21 protein-coding genes and 3 pseudogenes are annotated in these 26234 nt (G+C 38.2%); 2 read left to right on the top strand and 22 right to left on the bottom strand.

Features of this window, described 5'->3' with window-relative positions; translation table 11 throughout:
* Positions 1-339 precede the first annotated feature (339 nt).
* Positions 340-546, bottom strand: coding sequence for a cold-shock protein (locus N4G44_RS06795; RefSeq protein WP_474928288.1), 207 nt, complete (start codon positions 544-546; stop codon positions 340-342).
* 199 nt (positions 547-745) lie between these two features.
* Between N4G44_RS06795 and N4G44_RS06790 the strand changes: the two genes are divergently transcribed.
* Positions 746-913 (top strand): hypothetical protein, encoded by a 168-nt coding sequence (locus tag N4G44_RS06790; protein ID WP_474925432.1) that lies wholly within the window; start codon positions 746-748, stop codon positions 911-913.
* Between the two features lie 106 nt (positions 914-1019).
* Here the strand turns inward: N4G44_RS06790 and N4G44_RS06785 are convergent, their stop codons facing one another.
* Entirely contained in the window at positions 1020-2528 is a 1509-nt protein-coding gene (locus N4G44_RS06785) for a nitrilase-related carbon-nitrogen hydrolase (RefSeq protein ID WP_474925430.1), read from the bottom strand.
* 56 nt (positions 2529-2584) lie between these two features.
* Here N4G44_RS06785 and N4G44_RS06780 point away from each other — a divergent pair, with 56 nt between their 5' ends.
* Positions 2585-3076, top strand: a complete 492-nt coding sequence (locus tag N4G44_RS06780) for a hypothetical protein (protein ID WP_474925427.1) — start codon at positions 2585-2587, stop codon at positions 3074-3076.
* Positions 3077-3170: 94 nt separating this feature from the next.
* On the opposite strand, the pseudogene guaA reads toward N4G44_RS06780, so the two are convergent.
* The 20 genes and pseudogenes from guaA to N4G44_RS06680 form a co-directional block, all read right to left on the bottom strand.
* Positions 3171-4699 (bottom strand): annotated as a pseudogene (gene guaA, locus N4G44_RS06775) (glutamine-hydrolyzing GMP synthase).
* A 165-nt stretch (positions 4700-4864) separates the two neighbouring features.
* On the bottom strand, positions 4865-6103 hold the full coding sequence (gene purD / locus N4G44_RS06770; protein ID WP_474925426.1) for a phosphoribosylamine--glycine ligase: 1239 nt from the start codon (positions 6101-6103) through the stop codon (positions 4865-4867).
* An 88-nt stretch (positions 6104-6191) separates the two neighbouring features.
* Positions 6192-7709, bottom strand: a complete 1518-nt coding sequence (purH, locus tag N4G44_RS06765) for a bifunctional phosphoribosylaminoimidazolecarboxamide formyltransferase/IMP cyclohydrolase (protein ID WP_474925425.1) — start codon at positions 7707-7709, stop codon at positions 6192-6194.
* Positions 7710-7916: 207 nt separating this feature from the next.
* Positions 7917-8486, bottom strand: coding sequence for a phosphoribosylglycinamide formyltransferase (purN, locus tag N4G44_RS06760; protein ID WP_474925424.1), 570 nt, complete (start codon positions 8484-8486; stop codon positions 7917-7919).
* Positions 8487-8568: 82 nt separating this feature from the next.
* Positions 8569-9561 (bottom strand): phosphoribosylformylglycinamidine cyclo-ligase, encoded by a 993-nt coding sequence (gene purM / locus N4G44_RS06755; protein ID WP_260545501.1) that lies wholly within the window; start codon positions 9559-9561, stop codon positions 8569-8571.
* 273 nt (positions 9562-9834) lie between these two features.
* The gene (locus tag N4G44_RS06750) at positions 9835-10386 is read right to left on the bottom strand and encodes an NADPH-dependent FMN reductase (protein WP_474925421.1); all 552 of its coding nucleotides are present in this window, start codon (positions 10384-10386) and stop codon (positions 9835-9837) included.
* A gap of 130 nt (positions 10387-10516) precedes the next feature.
* Entirely contained in the window at positions 10517-11245 is a 729-nt protein-coding gene (locus N4G44_RS06745; protein WP_474925419.1) for a pirin family protein, read from the bottom strand.
* A 100-nt stretch (positions 11246-11345) separates the two neighbouring features.
* Positions 11346-12512, bottom strand: a complete 1167-nt coding sequence (locus N4G44_RS06740; protein ID WP_474925417.1) for an MFS transporter — start codon at positions 12510-12512, stop codon at positions 11346-11348.
* Positions 12509-13957: a GMC oxidoreductase gene (locus N4G44_RS06735; RefSeq protein WP_474925415.1), complete on the bottom strand. Its 1449-nt coding sequence runs from the start codon at positions 13955-13957 to the stop codon at positions 12509-12511. The genes N4G44_RS06740 and N4G44_RS06735 overlap by 4 nt, the downstream gene beginning before the upstream one ends.
* The gene (locus N4G44_RS06730; RefSeq protein WP_474925413.1) at positions 13930-14043 is read right to left on the bottom strand and encodes an FAD-binding protein; all 114 of its coding nucleotides are present in this window, start codon (positions 14041-14043) and stop codon (positions 13930-13932) included. Before N4G44_RS06730 ends, N4G44_RS06735 begins: the two co-directional genes overlap by 28 nt.
* Positions 14044-14340: 297 nt before the next feature.
* A pseudogene (locus N4G44_RS06725) lies at positions 14341-15728 on the bottom strand (MFS transporter).
* The gene (locus N4G44_RS06720) at positions 15725-16252 is read right to left on the bottom strand and encodes a nuclear transport factor 2 family protein (RefSeq protein ID WP_474925412.1); all 528 of its coding nucleotides are present in this window, start codon (positions 16250-16252) and stop codon (positions 15725-15727) included. The pseudogene N4G44_RS06725 and the gene N4G44_RS06720 overlap by 4 nt, the downstream one beginning before the upstream one ends.
* Positions 16253-16264: 12 nt before the next feature.
* Positions 16265-18117: pseudogene (locus N4G44_RS06715) on the bottom strand (glycoside hydrolase family 13 protein).
* 140 nt (positions 18118-18257) lie between these two features.
* Positions 18258-20417 (bottom strand): glycoside hydrolase family 97 protein, encoded by a 2160-nt coding sequence (locus N4G44_RS06710; RefSeq protein WP_474925410.1) that lies wholly within the window; start codon positions 20415-20417, stop codon positions 18258-18260.
* Between the two features lie 75 nt (positions 20418-20492).
* Complete coding sequence (locus N4G44_RS06705; RefSeq protein WP_474925408.1) at positions 20493-21293, bottom strand: hypothetical protein; 801 nt, start codon at positions 21291-21293, stop codon at positions 20493-20495.
* Positions 21290-21607, bottom strand: a complete 318-nt coding sequence (locus N4G44_RS06700; RefSeq protein ID WP_474925406.1) for a SusE domain-containing protein — start codon at positions 21605-21607, stop codon at positions 21290-21292. The genes N4G44_RS06705 and N4G44_RS06700 overlap by 4 nt, the downstream gene beginning before the upstream one ends.
* Before the next feature lie 16 nt (positions 21608-21623).
* Complete coding sequence (locus tag N4G44_RS06695) at positions 21624-23222, bottom strand: RagB/SusD family nutrient uptake outer membrane protein (protein WP_474925405.1); 1599 nt, start codon at positions 23220-23222, stop codon at positions 21624-21626.
* A 12-nt stretch (positions 23223-23234) separates the two neighbouring features.
* Entirely contained in the window at positions 23235-24437 is a 1203-nt protein-coding gene (locus N4G44_RS06690) for a SusC/RagA family TonB-linked outer membrane protein (RefSeq protein WP_474925404.1), read from the bottom strand.
* Positions 24398-24721 carry a hypothetical protein gene (locus N4G44_RS06685; RefSeq protein ID WP_474925403.1) on the bottom strand — a complete coding sequence of 108 codons (324 nt, stop codon included), beginning with the start codon at positions 24719-24721 and terminating at the stop codon, positions 24398-24400. The genes N4G44_RS06690 and N4G44_RS06685 overlap by 40 nt, the downstream gene beginning before the upstream one ends.
* Positions 24715-25974, bottom strand: coding sequence for a TonB-dependent receptor plug domain-containing protein (locus tag N4G44_RS06680; protein ID WP_474925401.1), 1260 nt, complete (start codon positions 25972-25974; stop codon positions 24715-24717). The genes N4G44_RS06685 and N4G44_RS06680 overlap by 7 nt, the downstream gene beginning before the upstream one ends.
* Between the last annotated feature and the right edge of the window lie 260 nt (positions 25975-26234).

Here is a 26234-nt window from a genome sequence, read left to right as displayed (position 1 = left end):
CTTCCAAAACAAGCCTGATCCTTTCGTATACTGTTCCTTTAGAAATAACCTCATCCGGATCAACAGAAACCGGTTCCTGCTTATTCCCTGTGTTCATTCTCGCCAGCATATCTTTAAACCCGTATTTACTGAGTACGGAAATAAGCCTGGCCGATCTTTTCAGTTTTCTTTGCTGCTTGTCAAACATATATTTCTAAATAGTTGCTGCAAATTACTCCAAAAACTGTTCCTATTGCTATTTTAATTTAAATTGATCGTTTCCCAATAATAACTTCGTCTCTGTTTATAAAAAAAGCTGCCTTAAACGGCAGCTTTATTAACAATATCTTAATAAGCTTATTATCCTACTACTTTAACATTGTCTGCTTCAGGACCTTTTTTTCCATCTTTAAGGTCAAACTCTACAGATTGTCCTTCCTTTAAAGATCTGAGGCCTGATGCCTGAATGGCTGTATGATGGCAAAAAATATCATTTCCGCCCCCGTTTGGTGTAATAAAACCAAAACCTTTTGTTTCGTTAAACCATTTTACTGTTCCTGTCATTATATTTTATTTAAATTGATTAGTGAATATAGTGAATTTTAAGAACAAGTTGAAAAAAAACATATATTCTTCAATTATTTTTTGCTAACAGACGGAGATTTTATTTAAAATTCAAAGAAAAAAATTCTATTACTGCTATTATTTACAGGATTTTTTTATCTTTATAACTACAAATTCCAAACTAACCTATAAATATTAAAAAATGAAAAATTTACGTAACAACAAACTTTCAAGAGAGCAATTAAAAGGAATTAACGGAAGCGGTATCATTATCGGCGGTAGCTGTTCAAATGAATGCTGCCCTACAGACGGAAGACCTAGATGTCCAAGACTGATCTGCCCGGCCGTAGTCTGCCCTCAGTATTTGTAAAAACCTGAATTCAATTTCAACATAGAGCAGGCATTGATCTGCTCTTTTTTATTTTAAAATATCCTGCCCAGACGGACAGGATATTTTGTATTAAACTTTGAAGTTTTTATTTAAGATAGGTTTCATAAAGGTCTTTTCTACGGTCATTCATCACCTGAACGGAGCCGTTGTGGTGAAGGTCTTTAAGAAGATTAAGATCTACATCCACAATAAGGGTCATTTCCGTGTTGGGAGTCGCTTCTCCTTTCACAGCATTGGAAGGGAAGGCAAAATCCGAAGGGGTGAACACAGCAGCCTGCCCAAACTGGATATCCATATTATTCACCCCCGGGAGGTTTCCTACACAGCCTGCGATGGCAACATAACATTCATTTTCAATGGCCCTTGCCGCGGCACAGTGACGTACCCTGATATAGGCATTCTGGGTATCGGTAAGGTAAGGAACAAAGAGAATTTTCATTCCCTGGTCTGCCAGAATTCTTGGGAGCTCGGGAAATTCGACGTCGTAACAGATGACAAGGCCTATTTTTCCGCAATCGGTATCAAAGACACGGATTTCGTTTCCGCCTTTCATTCCGTAATATTTTCTTTCGTTCGGCGTGATATGAATTTTACGGTATTCATCGATACGGCCGTCACGATGAAGTAAATAGCTTACGTTATACAGATCATTGGTTTCAGTTTCAAAAACAGGCATACTTCCAGAAATAATATTGACATTGTAACTGATGGCAAGTTCGGAAATCCTGTTCTTGATCTCTTCACTGAGCTTAGCCAGCTCTATCATACTGTCTCTTTCCGAAAGTTTATTGAACGGGGCCAGCAGCGGTGTATTGAAAAGCTCCGGAAAAAGAACAAAGTCGGATTTATAATCTCCCATTACATTCACAAAAAACTCTACCTGCTCATAAAAGGTATCAATATTTTTGAAATGCCTCATCTGCCACTGTACCAATCCGAGACGGATGATGCTGTCCTGCATGGTGTTGGGCTTTTTGCTGTAATAAATATTGTTCCACTGGAGCAAAACGGCATTTTCCAGTGATGATTCGTCCTCAGGAAGGTATTTTTTGAGAATTTTTATCGGGAGAAAATTATTGGAAAGCTGGAAAGACAGTACGGGATCATAGATTTCCTTATCTCTTACCCTGCGGATGTATTCCCTTGGGGACAATTCGTTGCTGTATTTATGGTAGTTCGGGATTCTTCCGCCCAGAATGATGGATTTGAGATTAAGCAGCTCACATAATTCTTTTCTGGCATCGTAAAGCCTTCTTCCCAAACGCAGTTCACGAAATTCGGGATCTACAAAAATTTCAATTCCATAGAGTACGTTTCCGGTTGATGAATGGGTATTGAATGTATAATTTCCGGTAATATCCACATAAGTATGATCGTCTCCAAAATCATCATAATTGACAATAATGGAAAGGGCTACAGCAGCTAGTTTTCCGTCTACCGTAATGCAGATCTGTCCTTTAGGAAATATTTTAGTAAGTTTTTCGATGCTCTTTTTAGACCATATTGATTCTGACATCTGCGGGTAAGCACGCTTCATTGTAACGACCAGTTCATCATAATCCTGAACCGTCAGGGGTCTCGTTTCTATTTGCATTTGATGTAATTTTACTTAAATTTAGGGAAAATATTACAGATCATAAGATCCTGTCAATGAAAAAAAGCTTTAAACTCATTATTATATTTACAATCATCATTCTATTTGTTATGTTTGTATTCTTTCCCCATGTTTCAAATTTTATTGGGTGGTATGGTTATAGAAAATGGCAATACAGGCACGGGACTGATAACATAGCAGAATCTAAAAAGAGAAACGTTTTTGTAAAAGAATTGAATTATAAAATTGTAGACTCAGCAGGATTTAAAAATATTCACTTTATTCCTTACCTGGAAAAAGGATTCAAATATGGTAAACATTCTTCAGAAGACACCAGAATCATGAGTCACACTGACTTTCCTTACAATATTAGCTACGAAAGAAATCTTAAAGACTCTTTGGTTTTATATTTTATTGAAAATGATCTTAAAAAATTAGATAGTTCGGATACCGTTTGGGGATATTCAAAAACACCCTATTTAAAAGATACCTTAACTTTGAAAATTGAGGGAACGAATCATGGTTATGGATTGATACAAATATGGTAATCATCTTTGGTAAAGATCCTGAAAATCCTTTACAAGATAAAAACAAAATCCCACCCAAAACGGGTAGGATTTATATGTAAATTCAAGGCAAAGATTATTCCCACTCAATAGTTGCAGGCGGTTTGCTTGAAATATCGTAAGCTACTCTGTTGATTCCTCTTACTTCGTTGATGATTCTGCTTGAAACAGTATCTAAGAACTCGTAAGGAAGTCTGCTCCACGTTGCCGTCATAAAATCGATCGTGTTGGCAGAACGAACAACTGCTGTGTATTCATATGTTCTTTCGTCACCCATTACTCCTACAGATTTTACAGGAAGAAGAACTACGAAAGCCTGGGATACTTTTTCGTAAAGATCGTTTTTATATAATTCCTCGATGAAAATATCATCTGCTTCCTGAAGAATTCTTACTTTTTCTGCATCTACAGCTCCCAATACCCTGATTCCTAATCCAGGACCCGGGAATGGATGTCTGTGTACCAAATGATGCGGAATACCTAACTCCTCACCTACTTTTCTTACTTCATCCTTGAAAAGCTCTCTCAATGGCTCTAACAATTCGAATTCCATGTCTTCAGGAAGTCCTCCTACATTGTGGTGTGATTTGATCACGGCAGATGGTCCGTTGACAGACTGGCTTTCGATAACGTCAGGATAAATGGTTCCCTGAGCTAAGAATTTAGCGCCTTCAATTTTATGGGATTCTTCATCAAAAACATGGATAAACTCATTTCCGATGATTTTTCTCTTCGCTTCCGGATCGTCTACTCCGGCTAATTTTGAAAGGAATCTTTCTTTAGCATCCACCATTTTAATGTTCATATGGAAATGTTCCCCATAATTATCCATTACTTTCTTTCCTTCATCTTTTCTTAATAGTCCGGTATCTACGAAGATACACGTCAGCTGATCACCGATAGCCTTGTGAATTAAAACCGCGGCTACAGAAGAATCAACCCCTCCTGAAAGTCCAAGGATTACTTTATTGTTTCCTACTTTTTCACGGATTTCTTCAACTGTTTTATCGATATAGTTCGTCAGTTTCCAGTTTTTTCAGCATTACAGATTGCGAAAACAAAGTTTTCAAGCATTTTCCCGCCTTCTTCTGTATGGGAAACTTCCGGGTGGAACTGAACGCAGTAGATTTTTTTGTCTTCATTGGACATGGAAGCCATTACCCCTGATTTTGCATTCAATTCAAAACCAGCAGGCATCTCTCCTACTTCGTCAAAGTGACTCATCCATACGATAGAATTCTGGGTAACTCCTTTTAGTAAAGAACTTTCTTTAATAATATCCAAATGAGCTTTTCCATACTCTCCTTTTTCTCCTTTGTTTACTTTTCCGCCTAAAAGGTGTGCTGTAAGCTGCATTCCGTAGCAAATTCCCAAAACAGGAACTCCCTGCTCATACAGTTCTTTTTCAACAAGGTGAGCGTTTTCTGCATTCACAGAGCTTGGTCCTCCGGAAAGGATGATTCCTTTTGGCTTTCTGGCTAAAATATCCTGTAAAGGAGTGTTAAAAGGGAGAATTTCAGAATATACACCCATTTCACGGATTCTTCTTCCGATAAGCTGGTTGTACTGTGATCCGAAATCTAATATGATAATACCGTTGTTCATTTTATAAATGATAATTGATGATTGATAAATGATGATTTAAAAGCTTCAGGCAATAAGCCCGAGGCAGTAAGCTTTTTATTATAATAGTCTAAAGCCTATTTGCTTACTTAATTGTTTTACAAAAAAAGACTTGGAAACTTTCCAAATCTTTTTTCGTGATTTATTTTAAAACTTTCCGATGTCTTCTCTGTAGAAACCGTAATCGAAATGTATATGACTTGCGTCTTCGTAAACCTTTTTGCGGGCATCGTCGTAAGTAGCCCCCGTAGCCACGATATTCAGAACTCTTCCGCCGTTGGAAACCACTTTGTCGCCTTTTCTTACAGCTCCGGCATACAGAAGTTTAGCATGTTTCATCTTGTCTTCGCCTACAATTTCGTACCCAGTTTCAATATTTCTAGGGTAACCTCCCGAACACATCACAAGGCATACTGCTTTTTCGTCTTTAAACTTAAGCTGGATGTCTTTACCGTCCATACAGTCCTGGATCACATCAAGAAGATTGTTCTCCATCAATGCCATCAGCACCTGAGTTTCAGGATCTCCGAATCTCATATTGTATTCAAGAAGGTAAGTTCCGTTCTTAGTAACCATCAATCCGAAGAAAATGATTCCTTTAAAGCTGAATCCTTCTCCTTTAAGACCGTTGATGGTAGGCTGTAAGATATTCTGTTCAAAATCCGCATAGTGTTCCTGTGTAAAATCAGGGCTTGGAGCTACAGATCCCATACCTCCTGTATTCGGTCCCGTATCACCGTTTCCGGCTTTTTTGTAATCTTTTGCCGCAATACAAGGGAAAATCTTTTCACCGTTTGAGAATGCAATAATGGAAGCTTCAAAACCTTCTAAATATTCTTCAATAACCAGACGGATTCCGGCATCTCCATAGATTCTTCTGATCATGAAGTCGTGGATCGTAGCTTCAGCTTCTTCAAGGTTGTCGCAGATTACTACCCCTTTTCCGCCTGCCAGACCGCTTGCCTTAATTACCAAAGGATACTGCTGTGTCTGAACATATTCTTTAGCATCGTTGTATGAATCAAATACTACCGCTTTAGCTGTTTTGATATCATAGGTCTGCATAAATTTCTTAGAGAAAGCTTTACTTCCTTCCAGGCTTGCTACTTTTTGATTCGGACCGAAAACTTTAAGATCGTGCTTTTTGAATTCATCCTTAAGCCCGGCTACAAGAGGTGCTTCAGGACCTACGATCGTAAGGTCTATCTTTTCTTTGATCGCGAAATCTCTCAGTTCCTTGATCTCTGACAAATGAACATTTTTCCCTATAACATCGGTGGTAGCATTACCATTAGCAAAAAACATTTTAGAAATTCTCGGGTCATTCTGAAGCTTTGCCGCTAAAGCAGATTCTCTACCGCCTTCACCTATGATTAATATTCTCATACTTTATTTATTATCTAGTCTATTTTACAAATATATAATTTTGAATGCTATAAATACAATCCCAAATTATTTTTTAATTCTATTTTAATTAGTGTAAAAAATGTCTTACTCCGGTAAACATCATTGGGATACCGTGCTCGTTGGCAGCTTCTATACTGTCCTGATCTTTTACACTTCCACCCGGCTGGATGATAGCTTTGATGCCTTCTTTGGCGCAGAAATCTACCACATCACGGAAAGGGAAAAATGCATCGGAAGCTAAAACAAGATCTCCTGAGAATTTCTCTTTTGCTCTTTCAATGGCCTGTTCGGTTGCCCAGATTCTGTTTACCTGCCCGCCACCGATTCCGAAGGCCTGAATACCGTTGGAAACCACAATAGCATTTGATTTTACATACTTCACAACTCTCTGGGAGAATAGAAGGGCCTTTTTCTGCTCTTCTGAAGGCTGTACATCAGTTACTACTTTGATATCGTCAGAGAAATGGTTATCGTTATCCTGAACCAGGATACCCCCATCGATCTTCACCCATGTCTGCTTATCGGAAACAGGGTTTACAATCTTTATGATTCTAAGGTTTTTCTTTTTTCTTAAAATTTCAAGAGCTTCTTCATCAAAATCCGGAGCCATTACGATCTCAAGGAACGTTTTGTTCAATTCTTCAGCTGTTGCTGCATCGATTTTGTAGTTCATTGCAACAATTCCGCCAAAGATGGAAACCGGATCACATTCGAAAGTTTTCTGGTAAGTTTCCAGGGCTGAAGTTCCGATAGCTACACCACAAGGAGTAGAGTGCTTCACAGCGCAACAAGCCATTTCTTCTTTAAACTCAGTAACTACTTTCCAGCAAAGGTCCATATCACGAAGGTTATTGAAGGAAAGCTCTTTACCGCCAAGCTGTTCGAAATCTTTCATCGCTCCGTTCTCGAATGTTGAAACGTAATAAGCAGCAGTCTGGTGAGGGTTTTCGCCGTATCTTAAGTCGGATACTTTTTTGTAAGATGCATTAAGATAAGTCGGGTATTCTTCATCTAAAAGCATTCTTGAGATAGCAGCATCATATGCTGAAGTCAGGTTGAACACTTTCCCGGCCAGCTTTTTACGGGTTTCGATGTACGAATCACCGTTCTGTTCCATTTCCAGTCTTACGGTTGCGTAATCTTCCACATCGGTAATTACGGTAACGGAGTCAAAATTCTTGGCTGCCGAACGAAGCATTGAAGGGCCTCCGATATCGATAAACTCTACTTTTTCATGTAAAGAAATGTCTTTATTTACATTTTCAAAGAAAGGATAAAGGTTGACAATAACCATATCGATCAGCTCTATTCCGTGCTCCTGAACGGTTTTCATATGCTCTTCGTTGGCACGTACAGCCAAAAGGCCTCCGTGAACTTTAGGGTGAAGGGTTTTTACTCTTCCATCCAGCATTTCAGGAAAATTGGTCACTTCATCGATCTGAATCGGATTTAAACCAGCATCTTTCAAATGTTTGAACGTTCCTCCCGTAGAAATCAACTCATAATTCTGGGCTTCCAAAAACCGGGCGAATTCGATCAATCCGCTTTTGTCAGAAACACTGATTAAAACTCTCTTTTTACTCATTACTTTCAATTTTTTACTTTTTACAGCTATTTCAAACTGTAGCCGGGTCTTTCACCTCCGGTTTACTTTTATTTTACTTAGATTTTTTAGCTTTTTTCGAAATATTTTTAAAAATCTAGCGTGTTTTTTTAATACTTTGGGTATATGACCACCCCGTCAAAAATTCTTTGAATTTTTGCCACCCCTCCAAGGGAGGGGAATCTGATCCTACGAATTGTTTCCCAAGACTTTGTTGATCGCTTTTGGAAATATTTCGTATTCAATATGGTGTACTTTTTCTGCTATGGTTTCGGGAGTGTCTTCTGCTGTTATTTCAAATGATTTCTGAAGAATAGCTTCACCTTCATCAATTCCCGGGGTTACAAAATGTACTGTTGCACCACTTTCTTTTTCTTTGGCTTCAATCACCGCATGATGAACATGATGCCCCCACATTCCCTTTCCTCCGAATTTCGGAAGCAAAGCAGGGTGAATATTGATAATTTTCCCGTTCCAGTTTTCACAGAATTCAGGTTTTAAGATGGATAAAAATCCTGCCAATACAATAAGATCTGTATCTTCCGGGATCGCATTTTCCAATTCACTGCTGAAGTTCTTTCCTCTTGGAATCAGTATGTTTTCTATATTATGATTTTTTGCTCTTTCAAGTCCGTAGCATTCTCTGTCTGCCACTACCAGAGATACTTTTGCATTTTGGATCTCTCCGTTATCAATGGTATCTATGATTCTCTGCAGATTGGTTCCGGAACCTGAAACGAGTACAACTAAATTTTTCATGTGGTAATAATATGATGATGTGATGATATGTTAATTTTGATGATGATATGCCTGCCGGCTCAATCGTCGAATCATCAAATTATCAGATCGCCAGATCAATCTTCTCGTTTCCTTCCGTGATCTCTCCTATTTCGTAAGCATCGTCTAAAAGGTGTAATACTTTTTCAGCATGATCCGCATCTAAAACGATGATCATTCCTACTCCCATATTGAAGGTTCCGAACATTTCTTCACGGGATACTCCGCCTCTTTTTTCCAGCTCAGTCATGATACTAGGAATTTTAATTTTCGCAGCATCGATGGAAGCACATAATCCTTCCGGGATAATTCTTGGTACGTTCTCGTAAAGACCACCTCCTGTGATATGGGCAATACCGGAAACCTTAACTTCTTCCAATACTTTGTGAATGTCCTGGTAATAAAGTCTTGTAGGTACCAAAAGGGTTTCGTATAAAGGTTTTCCTTCAAATTCTTCTTCAAAATTTGGAAATACTTTTCTTACCAGTGAAAATCCATTGGAGTGGAATCCTGAACTTGGCAGAGCAATAATTTTATTTCCGGCTTTGATCGCAGAACCGTCAATGATCTGGTCTTTTTCAACGATTCCTACACAGAACCCTGCTACATCATAATCTCCGGGCTGGTACATTCCGGGCATTTCGGCTGTTTCTCCACCAATCAGTGCACAGTTGTTATCTTTACAAGCTTTTACCATTCCAAGAACGATTTCGGCAGCGATTTCAGAATCAAGCTTTCCGCAAGCCAGGTAATCTAAGAAGAATAAAGGTTTTGCACCGTGGCACAGGATATCATTGGCACACATGGCAAAGCAATCGATCCCGATAGAGTCGTATTGTTTGGTATCCAGGGCTACTTTCAGCTTTGTTCCCACACCGTCTGTTCCGGAAACCAGTACAGGATTTTTGTATCCTCCGATTTCATAGAAAGCACCAAAGCTTCCCAGATGGTTCAATACGTTTGAATTGTGAGTTTCTCCCACTGCTTTCTTGATCTTGTCAACCGTTTTGTATCCTTCTTCTTTGTCTACGCCTGCTGATTTGTAAGTGTTGCTCATTTTAATTAGATTTTTAGATGCTAGATTTCAGATTCCAGACTATTTGTAAATCTACTTCCCGACATCTGATGGCTTTATCTTTTTTATTACTTTTTATTCAAATTTAGAAAATAAAAAAGCCGACAATCTTGGTAGATTATCGGCCGTTATTTTATCTCAGAATTTCAGAGCCCATAGTTTTCCCTTTCTTTGAAAAACATTCTTTAAAAGTGGTCTGAATTTTCATCTTTTTTCTTTTTGCAAAAATAGTAATTTTAAATTAATATTCAAACTCTATTTTTCAAGGATCGATTCAAGGGCCGCCATCTTCTTTATTTTTTCCTTTAATTCATTGTCTTTCTCTTCATTAGAAATTTTCTGTGCCGCTTTATCAAAGTTGTCATTAAAGAAAGGGAGTGAGAAAGTTTCTACAATATTTCCCCCGTGGAAAGGAAAACGCTTGGTTGCAGCTTCCAAAACTCCAGCTCCGCCTCTTCCTCCCGGTGCCGCAGACATCAGCAACATAGGCACTTCATTCCATACGGTTCTGTCTTTGATTCTGGATACCCAGTCGAACACATTTTTAAATGCTGTGGAGTAAGTTCCGTTGTGCTCGGGTAATGAAACCAAAAGGAGGTTAGCCCCATCAATTTTTGAAGCAAAATCATGGGCCTGCTGTGGAACACCACCCGCCAGTTCTCTTTCATGCTTATAGATAGGCATTTCAAAAGGGTCAAGGTCTATTACTTCTACTTCCGCATTTTCGAAAAGTGATGATGTGTAGGCCACCAGCTGTCTGTTCATGGAAACTTCTGAGTTGCTTCCTGCTATTGCTAAAACTTTCATGTATTGTCTATTTTAATTTATATTGTGTTCTGTTTTTACTGCAAAGATCGCTAAGTTTTTTAATGAATGTCCTACTTTTAAAGATCACAAAGGTATTGACATTCAAAAACAGGACAATCATCATTTTTTATTATTTTAAATATGCCGGCAATTCCATTGGGACTTCCATTAACAGGACTTCCGTATCTTCCACGGCTTCGATGTTGAAGCTCTGGGTATCCCAGATTCCAAGACCGTCTCTTTCATTCAGGATTCTGTCTCCTACTTTGGCGCTGCCTTTTAAAACAAATGCATAAACTCCGTTTCCTTTTTTGTTCAACATATAGTTTTTACCGTTTCCTGCTTTAAAATTTGCCAGATTGAACCAGGCATCCTGATGGATCCAAACTCCGTCATCATTTTTATTTGGAGATAAAATCTGCTGGAATCCGTTAATTTTTTCACCTTCTTTGATGCTTTTCTGGTCATACCGCGGCTCAACATTCAGTTCTTTTGGAAAAATCCAGATCTGAAGAAATTTTACTGCTTCATCTTTATTTTTGTTGTATTCGCTATGCATTACGCCTGTTCCGGCGCTCATTACCTGGATCTCTCCTTTTTTGATCACGGCAGTGGTTCCCATTGAATCTTTATGTTCCAGATCTCCTTCCAGAGGGATAGAAATGATTTCCATGTCCCTGTGCGGGTGGGTACCAAATCCCATTCCCTGAGAAACGGTATCATCATTCAATACTCTCAATACCCCAAAATTCGTTCTGTCTTTATTCTGATAGTTGGCAAAGCTGAATGTATGGTAGCTGTTTAACCATCCATGGTTTGCATGGCCTCTTGAATCTGCTTTATGATATACTGTTTTCATATTGTGATTATTTATAGTACAAATGTAGGGAAACCGGCATTTGAAAGTGTTGATGTAGGTTAAGAAAGGATTTCAGGCTTTATTAAAGGGATAAATTGCTCTAGAAAGCTTCTTTTATTTTAGAATTTCTTTTCAGATAGAAAAATAAACCGCAGATGATAAGCAGACAAAGGATCAGAAACTGGAAAACAGTGGTATTTTCATTGGAAAAATGCCCCAGAACATTGGTTATGCTTCCTGTTCCAACCTGATTGGCTGCCATCAGAAATCCGGAAACCAATACTGAAAGGGTGGGAAATTCTACGGTTCCCCAACCAATAGATCCCGGAAATATGCTTCCCATAAAGAAACCGATAAGAAACATTACCAGCAGAACGATCCCCGGATTGGTATATACGAGCAATAAGAGCAATAATCCCGCTACTAATAAAGGAGAAACAAGGAATAGTCCGGACAGGTTATTCTTTTCTGAAAAGATTCCAAAAAGCAGGCGGTTCAAGGCAATTCCGCCCCAGAACAAGGAAAGTCCCAGACTTGCTTTACTGCTGTCTATCCCCTGATTGGTAAGAATAATAGCTCCAAAGCTTCCGAAAGTTCCTTCCACAAAGCCATAAAGAACAATGGCCAGAAAAAAGCCCCACAGTTTCGGGGGAATCTTAAAATGTCCGGGAAGTTCGAAAAAATTTCTTTTTTCTAATTTTAAAAGCAAAAAAGCCGTAAGTGCAATGCTTACCAAAACCAATATGCATCCCGGAAGGTACATCCAGTTTTTTACGTTTCCTATCAGGTTCATCATCAGCGGAGCAGCAGATGTTCCTAATCCTACCAGAAACTGCAGGATCAGGATGGCGGAAGATTTCTTATCTTCAAACAAGCTTGCCGCCAAAGGATTCAAAGTAGTGATAGAAAGTCCGAAACCAGAGCCTGTAAACGCCACCAGAATCATTAATACCGGAAATAGCAGGGATGTGTCATTCATATAATACTGAAGCGTCCATAAAGCTCCGGTAGAAACGATCATCAGTAATAATCCAATAGCCAGAATGGTCTTCGGACCCCATTTATTAACTAAAAACGGGGCCGCAAGGCAGGAAATAATAATACAGATCACCTGTGGAATAAACAGATTTCCAAACTGAGAGGGAGAAAGCGCAAATAGCGAAGAATCTGTAAAAGCTGTTCCCAATGCAGGAAATACAACAAAATTAACTCCTGTCAGAAAGGCTAATGAAAAGATGATTATAATTTTGGCCAGCCTGGAATTCATGATGTCAGAATATTCTTTTTAAGATGCTCTCCTACCCTCAAAGCCATCGCAATAATGGTAAGAGCAGGATTCACTGCACCGCTGGAAACAAAAAAACCACCGTCCACTATATATAAATTTTCCAGGTCGTGTGTTTTACAATTGGTATCTACGACTGAAGTTTTGGGGTCCAGTCCCATCTTTGTGGTTCCATTCTGGTGGGCCGGAGAGGCAATATCCATTCCTTTGCTGAAATAAATCCCTTTAAACAGGAAGCTTTCAAATTTCCCTGATGCTTTGAGTGCTTTTATAAGTTCGGATTTAAGGTGCTGATGACCTTCTTCGTTATTGGAGCTATAACTTATTTTAATCTGTCCGTTTTCTACAGTTACTCTGTTTTCCGGATCAGGAAGGTCTTCTGAGGTAAGCCAGAAATCAACGGCGTGTTCAGCCATCAGTTCAAAAGTGAAACCCGGTGCGGCTACAGGACTATCAGCCCTGATCTGATACTCATCTGATTTCCCCAGCATCTGGATATGCCCCAAAGGAAAATCGTAATCTCTGCCTGCATGGTAGAAATCATTAATCCCGAATGTTTTCCCGAACTTGGTAGGATTGGGCTGGGTATACAGGGCCACTAATGCTGTATTCTGATGAAACATATAGTTTCTCCCGACCTGATCTGAAGTATTGGCAAGACCATCAGGAAACTTTTCGCTTTTGCTTTGCAGCAGCAGTGCAGCAGAATTAATGGCACCCGCAGAAAGGATCAGCAGATCACAACTTAATGTTTGTGTATTTCCATCCAGTTGTTCTACCACAATTTCTGAAACTCTTGTTCCCGAGTCATTGGTGTTGATCTTTATCACTTTTGTATTGGTCATCAGCTCAACGTTAGGGTGTTCCAAGGCTTTTGCCAGGGCACAAAGGTGAGCATCAGCCTTTCTTTCGGCAGCATCGGGAAATCCGTCGAAACGGTTCAGGATATAGGGAGCATTGGCTGTTTCATGGGGCTTAAAATTGACTCCGATTGGTAATTCAAAAGGATGCAGGCCATAATCCCGCAGCTCATCAACAATTTCCTGAATTCTAGGTTCATGGGGCAACGACGAGTAAGGATAAGGTTCTGAATCAAAAGGTTCCGTAGGATCCGAACCTCTTTTCCCGTGCACATGAAAGAGCTTCTCGGCTTCCAGGTAATAATCTTTCAAATCTTCATACTGAATAGGCCATGCGGGTGAAATGCCACCGTAATGTTTTATTTCTTTAAAATCTTCTTTTCTCAAACGAAACAGGGCTGCTCCGTAAAATTTTGTGTTTCCGCCTACATTATAATGCATCCCGGGACGAAACTGCCTTCCGTCTTTATCCAGCCACAAATCTGTCGTGGTATATTTATTTTTTTCAAAAACTTCTACAGAATCCCAGTTTTCTTTTTCTACAGGGACATAATCTCCTCTTTCCACAACCAGGATTTTTTTCCGCTGTCTGCAAGCTGGTATGCCATGGTTGCTCCTCCTGCCCCGCTTCCTATAATGATAATGTCATACATTTTTTTAATTTTTATCTACCTAAGGTAGAGAATTAAAATCCTGAGTTGCTTAATAAAAAATTAAATTTCAATTGATTATATAAATGGAAAATGGATACATTATATATGATTGTCTTTATAAAGGATGTGCGAAAGGATGAAAATTTTAGTTTATGTTTTTAAGTTTTGGCTAAAGCTGTTGTATTGTCGTTAAAATATAAAAGCGGGCTAAAGCCCGCTCCTATTGAATTTTATTATGATAATGGATAAAAGATATTCAGATTTTGATTCTCTGATATCCAGTTTCAAGATCGGTTATTAAAAATGTACCTGCTTAATTTCTTCTTCTATTTCCTTAGGGGTTTCGTCTTCTGACTTTACAAAGACCATTGTAACGACTGCTCCAATTAACATGCAGACACCTCCAACTACAATATAATCGATAGCATGATTCCCGAATATATTGCTGACAATAGGACCACCCAATAATCCATTGATAATCTGAGGAATAACAATAAAGAAATTAAATATTCCCATATACACTCCCATTTTATGTTGTGGAATAACTTCAATAAGCATAGCATAAGGCATAGCAAGAATACTTGCCCAGGCAAACCCTAAACCTATCATTGATATCCATAAAAGACTTGTATCTCTAATAAAATACATAGAAATCAAGCCAAATCCACCACTCAAAAGAGCTAATGCATGAGTTTGTTTCTTTCCAATTTTTTTGCAATCGGAGTTAATAAAAATGCAAACGGAATAGCCCATAGATTATACATTCCGAACAGTTTCCCGGTCAGATCCCCCGCATTATTAAATGCTTTTGAATGGGTATCTTCAGGAGAAAGCCCAAAATGATGGGTAGCTAAAGCACTTGTTGTAAATACCCACATCGTAAATAACGCAAACCACGAGAAAAACTGCACAGCACCTAATTTTTTCATCTGTGTTGGAATACTTGCAAAATCTTTAAAAATATCTGCAAATTTTGAAGGCTCCTGTGGGATATCTTTTCCGTCTTCAAATGCTGCAAACTCCTCTGGAGAATACTCTTTAGTCGTAAATATAGTATACAATATCGTAAGTAACAATATACCAGCTCCAACATAAAAAGAATAAATCACATTGTCTGCTACAAAGCCTTCAGGTGCTTCATTAGAGACTCCTAATGAAGTCAGTATACTTGGAATATATGATCCAACCACCGCTCCTATCCCTATCAGAATAGTCTGAACAGAAAACCCCAAAGTTCCCTGATGTTTTGGAAGCATATCCCCTACCAAAGCCCGGAAAGGTTCCATAGCAATGTTAACCGAAGCATCCATCATAGCCAAAAACAGTACGGCAAGCAGCAATGTATTAGCAGCAAATAAATGGGTTACAGTAGCTGCATTTGGAAGGAGCACCAACCCTAATGCACACAGAATAGCTCCGATTAAAAAATACGGTTTTCTTCTTCCTAACGGACTCCATGTATTGTCTCCCATATGCCCGATAATAGGCTGAACAATAAGCCCGGTAATAGGGGCAACCAGCCAAAACCATGATAGCTCATGAACATCAGCACCTAAATTAGCCAAAATTCTGCTCGCGTTTCCATTCTGCAGACCGAAAGCCATCTGAATCCCAAGAAACCCCATACTCATGTTGATAATTTGAGGCATTGAAAGATTGGGTTTTATTCTTTTTAAACTACTCATTTTTGTTTTTTTAATTCTTGTATTAGTACATCTTCTATTGGAGCTTTTTCTACAACCACTTTATCTACCACATCATTAGGAACGGTTACAGAAAGTACATATTGTTTTACTTTCCAGCTTCCATTGATTTTTTCTACAACGCCTGAGCCTCTGCAGATTTTCATCTGGGTATCCAGCAGCTCATCGAACCAGGCCAGTTTTCCGTCTTTGCTGAAGTAGATATTTCTTTTAAGGGAAGTGAAATTCCAGGTTTTCTTTTTGTCGAAATGAGGCTTTGCCCAGACCATAAATGCTTTTTTGTCCCAAACTTCTGTAGCATCGGTTCCTATAAATGTGGATTCATCGGCAAAATAGTTGAAATAAGCATTGAAATCAGCTTTTGCTGCTGCTGCATTAAAACCTTCGAGCATGGCTCCTATTTCCGTTTTATCTTTTTCAAATTTAGCACCGTTGGATTGGGCGTTCAAACCTGTAAAGCCTAACACCAATATGATCATCGTGCATATAATTGTTATTTTTTTCATAACCGGTTTATTTTAGTTTTGAAATTCTATAATCATTGAGGTTTTTGCGGGAACGGAAAGGCTGTTCTGTATAGAAATTTCTTTTCCGGATATCACCTCTTTTCCTTTTTTAGCATTTCCCAAAGATTCAGCAAAACGTTTCAGATCCAGAGTCTGGTCTTTTTCATTATTATTCAGGACAACCATTACATTTTCTTTACCATCGTATCTGAAATATACAAAAACTCCATCCTGTGGAACGTAATTTTTAGTTTTTCCGGTATGGATCACTTCTTTTCCTTTTCTCCAGTTCAGCAGCTTTTGGGTAAACTGATAAAAATCTTTTTGTTCAGGGGTCTGAGATGAAGGGTTTAAGGCATTCTGAGCATCCGACTTCCATCCTCCCGGAAAATCTCTCCTGATATCCGCATCTCCGCCTTTGTTTTTGTCTCCTTTCATGCCAATTTCCGATCCGTAATAGATCTGCGGAATTCCACGAACTGTAGAAATGAGCGTAAGACCCATTTTGTAGGCTTTAGGATCTGCGTTGAAGATTTCGTTCCATCTTTCCGTGTCATGATTTTCAAAGAATACCAGGACGTTATTGATGTCGGGATACAGGAAATCGCTGGTAAAAACATTGTACAGCTTTACCATTCCGGTGTCCCAGCTTTCTTTTTCTTTAATTGCTTTCGGCATATCACCATACAGCATAAAATCCATCACGGAAGGCAGGTTAGAGTTGTATCCCGCTGCTTCTCCGGTTTTGGAATTCTTTTGCCAGGCAGAGATCTGTCCTGCCGTATTAAGCCATGTTTCTCCTACGATATTGAATTTCGGATATTCGTCGGTGATGGCTTTTGCCCACTTGGCCATAGCTTCTTTGTCATTGTACGGATAAGTATCTACCCGGAATCCTCCCAGCTCTGCATATTCTATCCACCAGATTGCGTTTTGGGTGAGGTATTTCAGAACTAAAGGATTTTTTGGTTGATATCGGGCATTGTGGTATCAAACCATCCGTTCAGAGCATATTTTTTGTCGATTTCTGAAGCATTGGTATCAAACTGCGTCGTTGTTTTGTAATTGGATCGGTAAAAACCGTTCTTTCCTTCATCAAACCAATGAATCCAGTCTTTGGAAGGGAGATCTTTGATCATCCAGTGGGAAACACCCCAGTGATTGGTAACATAGTCCATGACCAGCTTCATATTCCTCTTGTTCAGCTTCTGTGAAAGCTCACGGTATTCTTCATTGGTACCAAATCGTCCATCGATTTTATAAAGGTCAGTCTGTGCATATCCATGATAGGAGTATACTTTTTCATTGTCTTCATTAACAGGGGTAAGCCAGACGGATGTTGCGCCCAGATTCTGAATATAATCAAGGTTATTGATAATTCCGCGGAGATCACCGCCATGTCTTCCGTTAGGTAAACTGCGGTCTGCCTTTTCAATGAGATCCGGTCTGGAATCGTTCTTTTCGTCGCCATTGGCAAAACGGTCCGGCATGATGAGATACATGACGTCTTTTGAGGTAAAAGATTCACGGTCCGCAGATCCGGGAAGTCTCTGCTTCAATTCATACGAGTAAGAGTTTATATTTTTCTTTCCTTTTTTCAGATTGATTTTAAAGGCAGGAACATTGATTTCATTGGTATTTACCGTAATGAAAACATAATTAGGATTTTCTACCTTCTGAATGTCTTTAATCTGAATATTATCTGAAAGCTCAATTTCATTATTGGCAATATTTTTTCCGTACACTAAAATCTGAAGTTCAGGATTTTTCATTCCTTTCCACCAGAAAGCAGGTTCTACTTTCTGAATCTGGGAAAAAGCTACTGAAGCTGCTGAGAGAGCAAAAATTGCGTATATTTTTTTCATTTAATGGATGTATTTTGATCAACAAGGTTAATTCTGTTCGGTATCTTATATTTCTCAGTGTTTTTTTAATTAAAAGTAATGCCCCGGCCCATTTTTCCGAATATAATGAACCGGGGCATAACAAACTTATGAATTAAATCTTAATTGACAGGCTTGACAGAAACTGCAAAACCGCCGCTTCTCGCCATTTTGAAATTCAATTTAGATTTGCTGGTGATCTGTTTTTTGTAGATGTTATAGCTTTGAGGATTATCAATATAATCTGCATCTTTTCCATCTTCGTAAACGGTTACCTCATATTTTTTCCCTTTGTCCAGGAAAGAGAAATCTACGGTGTAATCGCGTTTATTTTCGTCAGTGATCCCTCCTACAAACCAGTTGTCTGTACCTTTTGCTTTTCTGGCTGTCACTACATAATCACCTGGTTCTGCAGATAAAATCTTGGTATCATCCCAATCTGCCGCAACATCTTTGATGAACTGGAAGGCATCCATGTGCTTTTTGTAGTTTTCCGGAAGATCTGCCGCCATTTGAAGAGGCATATACATGGTAACATATAAGGCAAGCTGTTTTACCAATGTGGTTTTTACGAAACGCTTATCACCCGGGAAGTAATAATCCAGTTTTGTCTGGAAGATTCCCGGTGTATAGTCCATAGATCCTCCCATCCATCTAGTGAAAGGAAGAATAGTCTGGTGATCGGGGTTGTTACCTCCGAATGCTTCGTACTCCGTTCCACGAGCTGCTTCTGCAGAAATATAGTTCGGATAGGTACGGCTTTCCCCTGTCGGACGTACAGATTCGTGAGAATTGACCATGATCTTGTATTCATTGGCTTTCTCCGCAATTCTGTAGAAATGGTTAATCGTCCACTGAGAATAATGATGCTCTCCTCTTGGAATGATGTCTCCCACATAACCTGTTTTCACCGCATCATAACCATATTTGTTCATCAACTGGAATGCTTTATCTGCCCATCTTTCGTAGTTCGTTGCCGAACCTGAAGTTTCGTGGTGCATGATTAATTTAATTCCTTTAGAATGAGCATATTCATTTAACATTTTAATATCAAAATCCGGGTAAGGCGTAATGAAATCGAAAACAAATTCTTTAGAGTGACCGAACCAGTCTTCCCAACCAACATTCCAACCTTCAATCAATAGACCCTGGAAACCGTTTTCTGCAGCGAAATCGATGTATTCTTTAACTTTTGTATTGTTGGCTGCGTGTTTTCCGTTCGGCGTTAATTTGGAGAAATCTGTTACCCCAAGACGAACGTTAGATTCCGGCTGACCGTATGCCCATTGAGATTTTCCAATGATCATTTCCCACCAAACTCCCATGTATTTCGTAGGGTGAATGTAAGAAGTGTCTTTGTATTTTGTAGGCTCATTAAGATTGAAAATCATTTTCGAATCCATTACCGTTTCCGCTTTCGGTGCTACGATTATCGTTCTCCACGGCGTTACGGAAGGGGTCTGAATATAACCTTTCGCTCCTTGTCTGTCAGCAGTAAGATGTGTTTTCAGCTTAAAATTCTGAGCATCTACTTCTAAATGTGAAGCAGGATAATCCAGTACCGCTGCCTCAGCTACGTTGATATATAATGGTTCTTTTCCTTCTTTTTTAAGCATTAAAGGTGACTGAACCGCATTTTTAATTAAAGTCTGGGAAGCATTTGCATCTGCAGCCTGCAGCCATCTTGCCGGAATTTCAGAAATTTTTGTTTCCTGATATTTGTATTCCTGAGAATCGTAGTCCGCTACAATCCACCAAGACTTCATATCTGTCGGGAAATCGATTTCAGAATCTTCTTCACGGATGGTGAAATAGTTCAGGTTTTTCTGCTGTGGAAATTCATACCTGAATCCCAACCCATCATTGAACAATCTGAATTTTACAACGATATTTCTCTCTGTTGAAGCCTGATTCAGGGTAACAGCCAATTCATTGTAATTGTTGATATAATTTTTCTTTTCACCTAAAACAGGCTGCCAGGTTTCATTTTTAGAATCTCTTTTTTCGTCCGTTTTAGTGAAACCGTTGTTAAGGTCAAACTTTACATCTTCGGGTTTCGCAATTTCTGATGCGAATTTTATGGAAGTATCCTTAAATAATCTCAATCCCAATTTAGAATCTTCTACCACTACGGCACCATTATATTTCAGATTGTAATAAGGTACCCCTTGTTTCAACTGAAAATTCATTTCGAACTTTCCATCCGGTGATTTCAAAGACTGTGCATTAACACCTGCGAACATCATTGTGAGCAACATCGCTCCAACTGTAATTTTCTTCATAATGATTATTTATAACCTTAAAAATAGATAAAGTGCTGCGGTAAAGCAACACTTTATCAAATTATTTTGTATGTTTTACAATTTTGTAACAGTTAGCTTATAAAATGCTGAATTATGTAAATCCAGTTCTATTTTATAGTTTCCTGCTTCGGATACTTTATAATTAGGATCACCGTCTACTGTATTTTCAGCACTGAAATAAGATTGTACAGCTTTTCCTGAAACCAGAGTTTCATCATCTTTTTTAGGCTGGAATTTCATTGCCCAGTCGTCATTTGCTCTGAATTTGAATACTCCGGTATTATTTAAAGCAATGGAGTTGATTACATAAGTTTTAGTAGCTGGATTATATACAAAATCTGTATCTGAACCCCATCCAGTAGGTGTAGCATCTCCGATCACTCCGAAGTTTGCCAATACGGAAGAATAGGTATTCGCAGCCCAGTCAACTTTAATATAATATGTCCCTATTGCAGGTGCTTTTATATTTGCTCCGTCCCCAACTAGTTTTCCTGTATTAGTTCCATCATCACCCTTATTTCCTGGCCAATCCTGGTTTATAGCAAATTTATACTGCCCGTTTTCACCTGTAAGACTACTAATTAGAATAAATCCTCTGTATTTGTCATTTTTCTCAGGCGAGAATAAGTTAGGAGAATTAGCAGGATTCCAAGTTGCATATCCTGCTGCTCCGGCATATCCGCCAGGTACATTGATCTTAGGATATACCAAATCCGGATTCGGAGTATAAGGCGTTACTTTAAGAGCTACAACATTTGAATAGAAAGCTGCTGCTCCTACAGATGTTTTTAATCTTGCCTCAATATCATTTACAGCGTCTGCTGTTGCACCAATACTGAACATCGCAGCATTCATTGCAGCGTGGGTAATAGCACCTGATGTAGCATCATTGGCAAAATCAACAGTAGCACTTTTTTAAAATTATCTCCTTTGATTCCAAACTCTATCTGCTGAGTGGAAACTACAGCAATATTAAATGTGGGTTTTGTCCATGTAAAACTGATTGCCGCATCATTGGCAGTAAGCTCATTAAGAATTACAGCACTTTTATCAGCAGATAGCTTGCCTGTAGTTGTTTCATTAATGACTGCCTGATCTTCATCTTTCTCACAGGAAATAACCAGAAAACCAATCAAGGCTATGGTTAAAAATCTAAATATTTGTTTCATTTTATAGTGTTTTTAATTAATATCCAGGATTCTGAATCAAATTAGGATTCGCAATGATATCTTTAGCAGGAATCGGATAAAGATTTCTGTAATTTTCTACTGCTTTTCCATCTTTTATATTTCCTTTCCAAGGCCATAGATAATCTCCTGTCGTAAATTTTCCAAATCTGATTAAGTCCGTACGTCTCGTCATTTCCCAGGATAATTCTCTTGCTCTTTCATCCAGAATGAAATCCAAAGAAATTGAAGCTACATTTCCGCTTGTATTTCCATAAGCTCTCTGTCTTAATTGGTTAACATAGCTAATGGCAGTGGCCATATTTCCGTTTCCTCCTCTAAGCGTTGCCTCTGCATACATTAAGTAAATATCTGCTAAACGGTATAAAGGAATATCTGCTTCAACCCAGTTGTTATTAGCCCCCGGAGTCCCGTCGCTTTTAACATTTTTAAATTTGATGAACGCATATCCATCATTAAATGATCCTAAATCATTTATTTCTAAGTTTTGGCCACTAGTATAGAAATTACCTCTTTTATCACTTCCATTTGTGGGAAACTTATTTACAAACGCTTTTGTTGTTCTGATACCACTCCATCCGCCATTGATCCCAAAATCTGAAGCCGGCATTGTTCCTCCTACTGAAGCATGTACCAAATAGGTGGTTCCACCATTCGTCTGGGTATTAATTCCATCAAAATTTACTGTAAGAATTGCTTCAGGATTATTAAGATTATTATCAGCTAAGAATAAAGAACCATAGTTTGATTTCAATGAATATCCTGCACCAATGATTTTATTACAGTAAGTGATAACATCATTGTTTCTTTGTGTACCTGTATATACTCCTGCATTTAAATATAATCTTGCCAGTAATGACCAAGCAGCTGCTTTATCTGCTCTTCCATACGCATTTGTTTTTGGATCTCTTAAATCACTTTCACAAGCTAGTAACTCCTTTTCAACATAGTTGAATAAAGCTCCTCTTTCTATTCTTTGAGGCGGGTTAACTGATCCCGGAAGATAATTTTCATCCACAAACGGTACATTTCCAAAAAGATCTAAAGCATGATAATATGACTGTGCTCTTAAAAACCTTGCTTCAGCACGCATACGCTTAGCTTCTGCCAGATTATCTCCTGTAATATTATTGGATGCCAGTTTTTCATCTGTTACGTTTCTAAGAAATTCATTACAGAATGCAATTTCTGTAAAAATCCTATAATACATTGCGGCAACAAATTCGTTGGAAGAATCCCAGGTCATTTTATGGATAGTATGCAAGTTTCCATCATTCCAGCCAATTACAGCTTCATCGGTAGAAATTACATTCAGAGTATACATTAATCTTGTATATTGAGAAAATCCTCCGTTTACACCATTAATATCACTGTTTGGCGGATCTCCGTCACCACTTACCTGTCCTCCCATTGCAAGACCTCCATATAATTTGGCTAAGGCATTAGGGTAATTTGCAAAATCGGAAAAAACACTGGCAGATGTAACATCGGTAATAGGTTCTCTTTCAAGATCTTTAACACATGATGTTGCTGAAAGCAGCATTATAACAGAAGCCGATAAAACTATACTTTTGAATTTTATTTTATTTGATTTCATCTTTTTACTTATTTAAAATTGAAAATTAAAGCCTAAAGAATATACTCTTGGGCTCTGATAATAGCCATTATCAATTCCGCCAAAAACTTCAGGGTCTACACCAGAATATTTTGTGATTACAAAAACATTCTGAGCCATAGCATACACTTTCAGGTTACTTCCTTTGGTAAATAACTCTCCGAAATTATAACCGATATTTACATTATCTAATCTAAAGAATGAAGCATTTTCTACAAATATGTCTGAAAAAGCTCTATTGGCATCTTTAAACTGATATTCCGGTGCAGTATAAAAAACGTTCTGTAAATATTCATTGGTTGATGCAGATTGTAAAGAACTGTTAGATGAAGCATTGTTGTAAACATAGTTCCCCAGTACAGCTCTTGCACTTAAACCAAAATCCCAGTTTTTCACAGATAATTTAGTAGAGAATCCTAAAAGGGCATCAGGAGTAGTAGACTTGTAATAATATTTGTCATAAACATCTATTTTACCGTCATTATTTCTATCTACAAATGCTCCATCAATAGGTTTTCCTGAATTATCATACACCTGCTGGTATACCCAGAAAGCATTCGGGGCATAGCCTACAGCATGAGCTTGTATTGTGTTTCCAGCCCCTCCTTCAATTCCTCCTACAGGAATATTAAAGCTTGCATCTGCTCTTGCCAGCAAATTGGTAATAACAGGCTTGTAATGTGTTGCGTTGAAGCTTACTTCCCAAGTTGTTTTTTCATTTTTAATAGGAACTACAGTAATACTTCCTTCAATTCCCTTATTCTCCATGTTTCCTACATTCAGTAGGTTGTGGTTACTTAAGTCACCTGCAGCAATAGGGGAATCTACAAGAAGTTTTTCAGTGTCTTTTCTGAATAAATCAATTGAACCTGTTATTCTATTATTAAGGAAGCCATAATCTAATCCTATATTTTTGGTAGTGGTTGTTTCCCAGGTAAGATATGGATTATAGATATTAGGACGGAACATATAATAATATTGTTCTCCAAATTGGTAATTTGCCCCCGCCCCACTAGGATTGTAAGCTGCAAAAGCAGGATAGTTATTAGGTTTATTAGCATCAAGACCCGGAAGCTCCTGTTGTCCAGTTTTTCCCCATCCGGCTCTTAACTTCAATGTGCTTATAGAAGAGATATTTTTAATGAAATTTTCTTCATTTAATTTCCAGGCAACAGAAACACCAGGAAGTTCCCCCAAAGATTATCTCTTGTCCCGTTAAAGAAACGAGAAGAACCGTCTCTTCTTAAAGATCCGGAAATAATATATTTATTAGCAATTGTGAATATTGCTCTTCCGTAAAAAGATATTAATGTATTTCTTGTTTCAAAATCATTATTAATCTGAGTCGGAGCATTTCCTTTATAATTTATTGCTCCAGGAATAGAGGTTAAAAAGTCCTGGTAAGAATATCCTGCTGTAATATCTACTCCGGTATTAATAGCAGAAATATTTTTGACATAGTTAAAATAAGTTTCTAACAACTTATTCTTTTTTCCATACTGTAAATACTCGAACTTCCTTTATCATTGAATCCTGATTTATATCGGGCATCAACTTGCTTTTGTCCTTCACTTTTAGTATAGTCATATCCGGCATTTACATTAAAATGCAAGTCTGGAAGGAAGTGAAATTTATAATCCAACTGCACATTTCCTAAACCTCTCGTAACTGATGAAACATCACGAATAGCCATCAAAGTAGCCAGTGGGTTAGCATTTGCGTTTACGTTCAGCCCTCCGTTTAGTAACCATTCATAATATCCGCCATAGTTTGAGTTACCTGAATATACCGACTGAGTTGGATCAAAATAGGTGGCAGATTTAATTACTCCTCCATCTGCAAATCTGTTATCAGTAAATGTTCCTTTAGCACTTACATTAACGGATAAATGATTATCAAAAAACTTAGGGTTTAAATTTAATCCTAATGAAGTTCTTTTAAATGAGTTTGTTCTTACAATACCATTCTGTTCGTTATATCCAACAGATAATCTGTATGGCAAACCTTTAATCCCTCCGGAAATAGCAACATTATTGTCTGTTCCCCAAGCCTTCTGATAAATCAGATCCTGCCAATTCGTATTTGCTGTACCCAGTTTTGCTTTATAGGCATCAGAAGCATACGTGTTGACAAAACTTCTAAATTCATCTCCGTTAAGAACATCCACATTACCCATTTTAGTAGACAAGGATGCTACTGTTGAAAAGTTAACTTTTAGTTTTCCGGCAGTTCCCTTTTTAGTGGTAATTAAAATAACCCCATTCGTAGCACGGTTTCCATAAATTGCTGTAGCAGAAGCATCTTTTAAAATATCAAATGTTTCAATATCATTTGGGTTAATTAAAGACAGTGGATCTGCTGCGCCATTTACTCCCGTAAAATCCTGTGGTACACCATCAATTACAATGAGTGGAGAGTTATTACCATTCAAGGATGCCGTACCTCTGATCCTAATTGCAGTTCCCGATCCAGGAGCACCACTGTTGTTGGTAATCTGTACCCCAGGCGTTTTTCCCTGGATAAGCTGACCTGCAGAAGTTGCACCTCCGTTGAAGTCTTTCGCTGTAACTGAAGTAATGGATCCTGTAAGGTCAGATTTCTTCTGCTTTCCGTATCCGATCAATACAACTTCTTCAATCTTTTTTTCCTTGGTTATAGAGTCCTGCGCATGCATTATTGAACTGGCCAATAAAAAAGCAGGAGCTATTTTTAATACCGTTGTAAAATTTTTCACAATATCGTTTTTTTAGTTTCGTTTTTCTTAATAAGGCTGTATTACTAGCCTTGCAATTTATAAAAAAATTAGAATTATCATAAGATTATTGAAAATTTAGATAATTTTATGTAAATTGCTTGTCTATTCAAAAACCAAGCATCTGTTTCTCATAACATTACGTTAACATATGCATTACATAACATATTGACATATTTAACAAAAAGTTAAACATTTGTTTAACTAAATGTAATATTTCAGCCTGCAGATTGGGCTTAAAA

The sequence above is a fragment of the Chryseobacterium sp. GTID13 genome (assembly GCF_056172655.1).
Note: the sequence above shows the minus strand (reverse complement) of the source record. Positions and strands in the feature narration are given on the sequence as shown.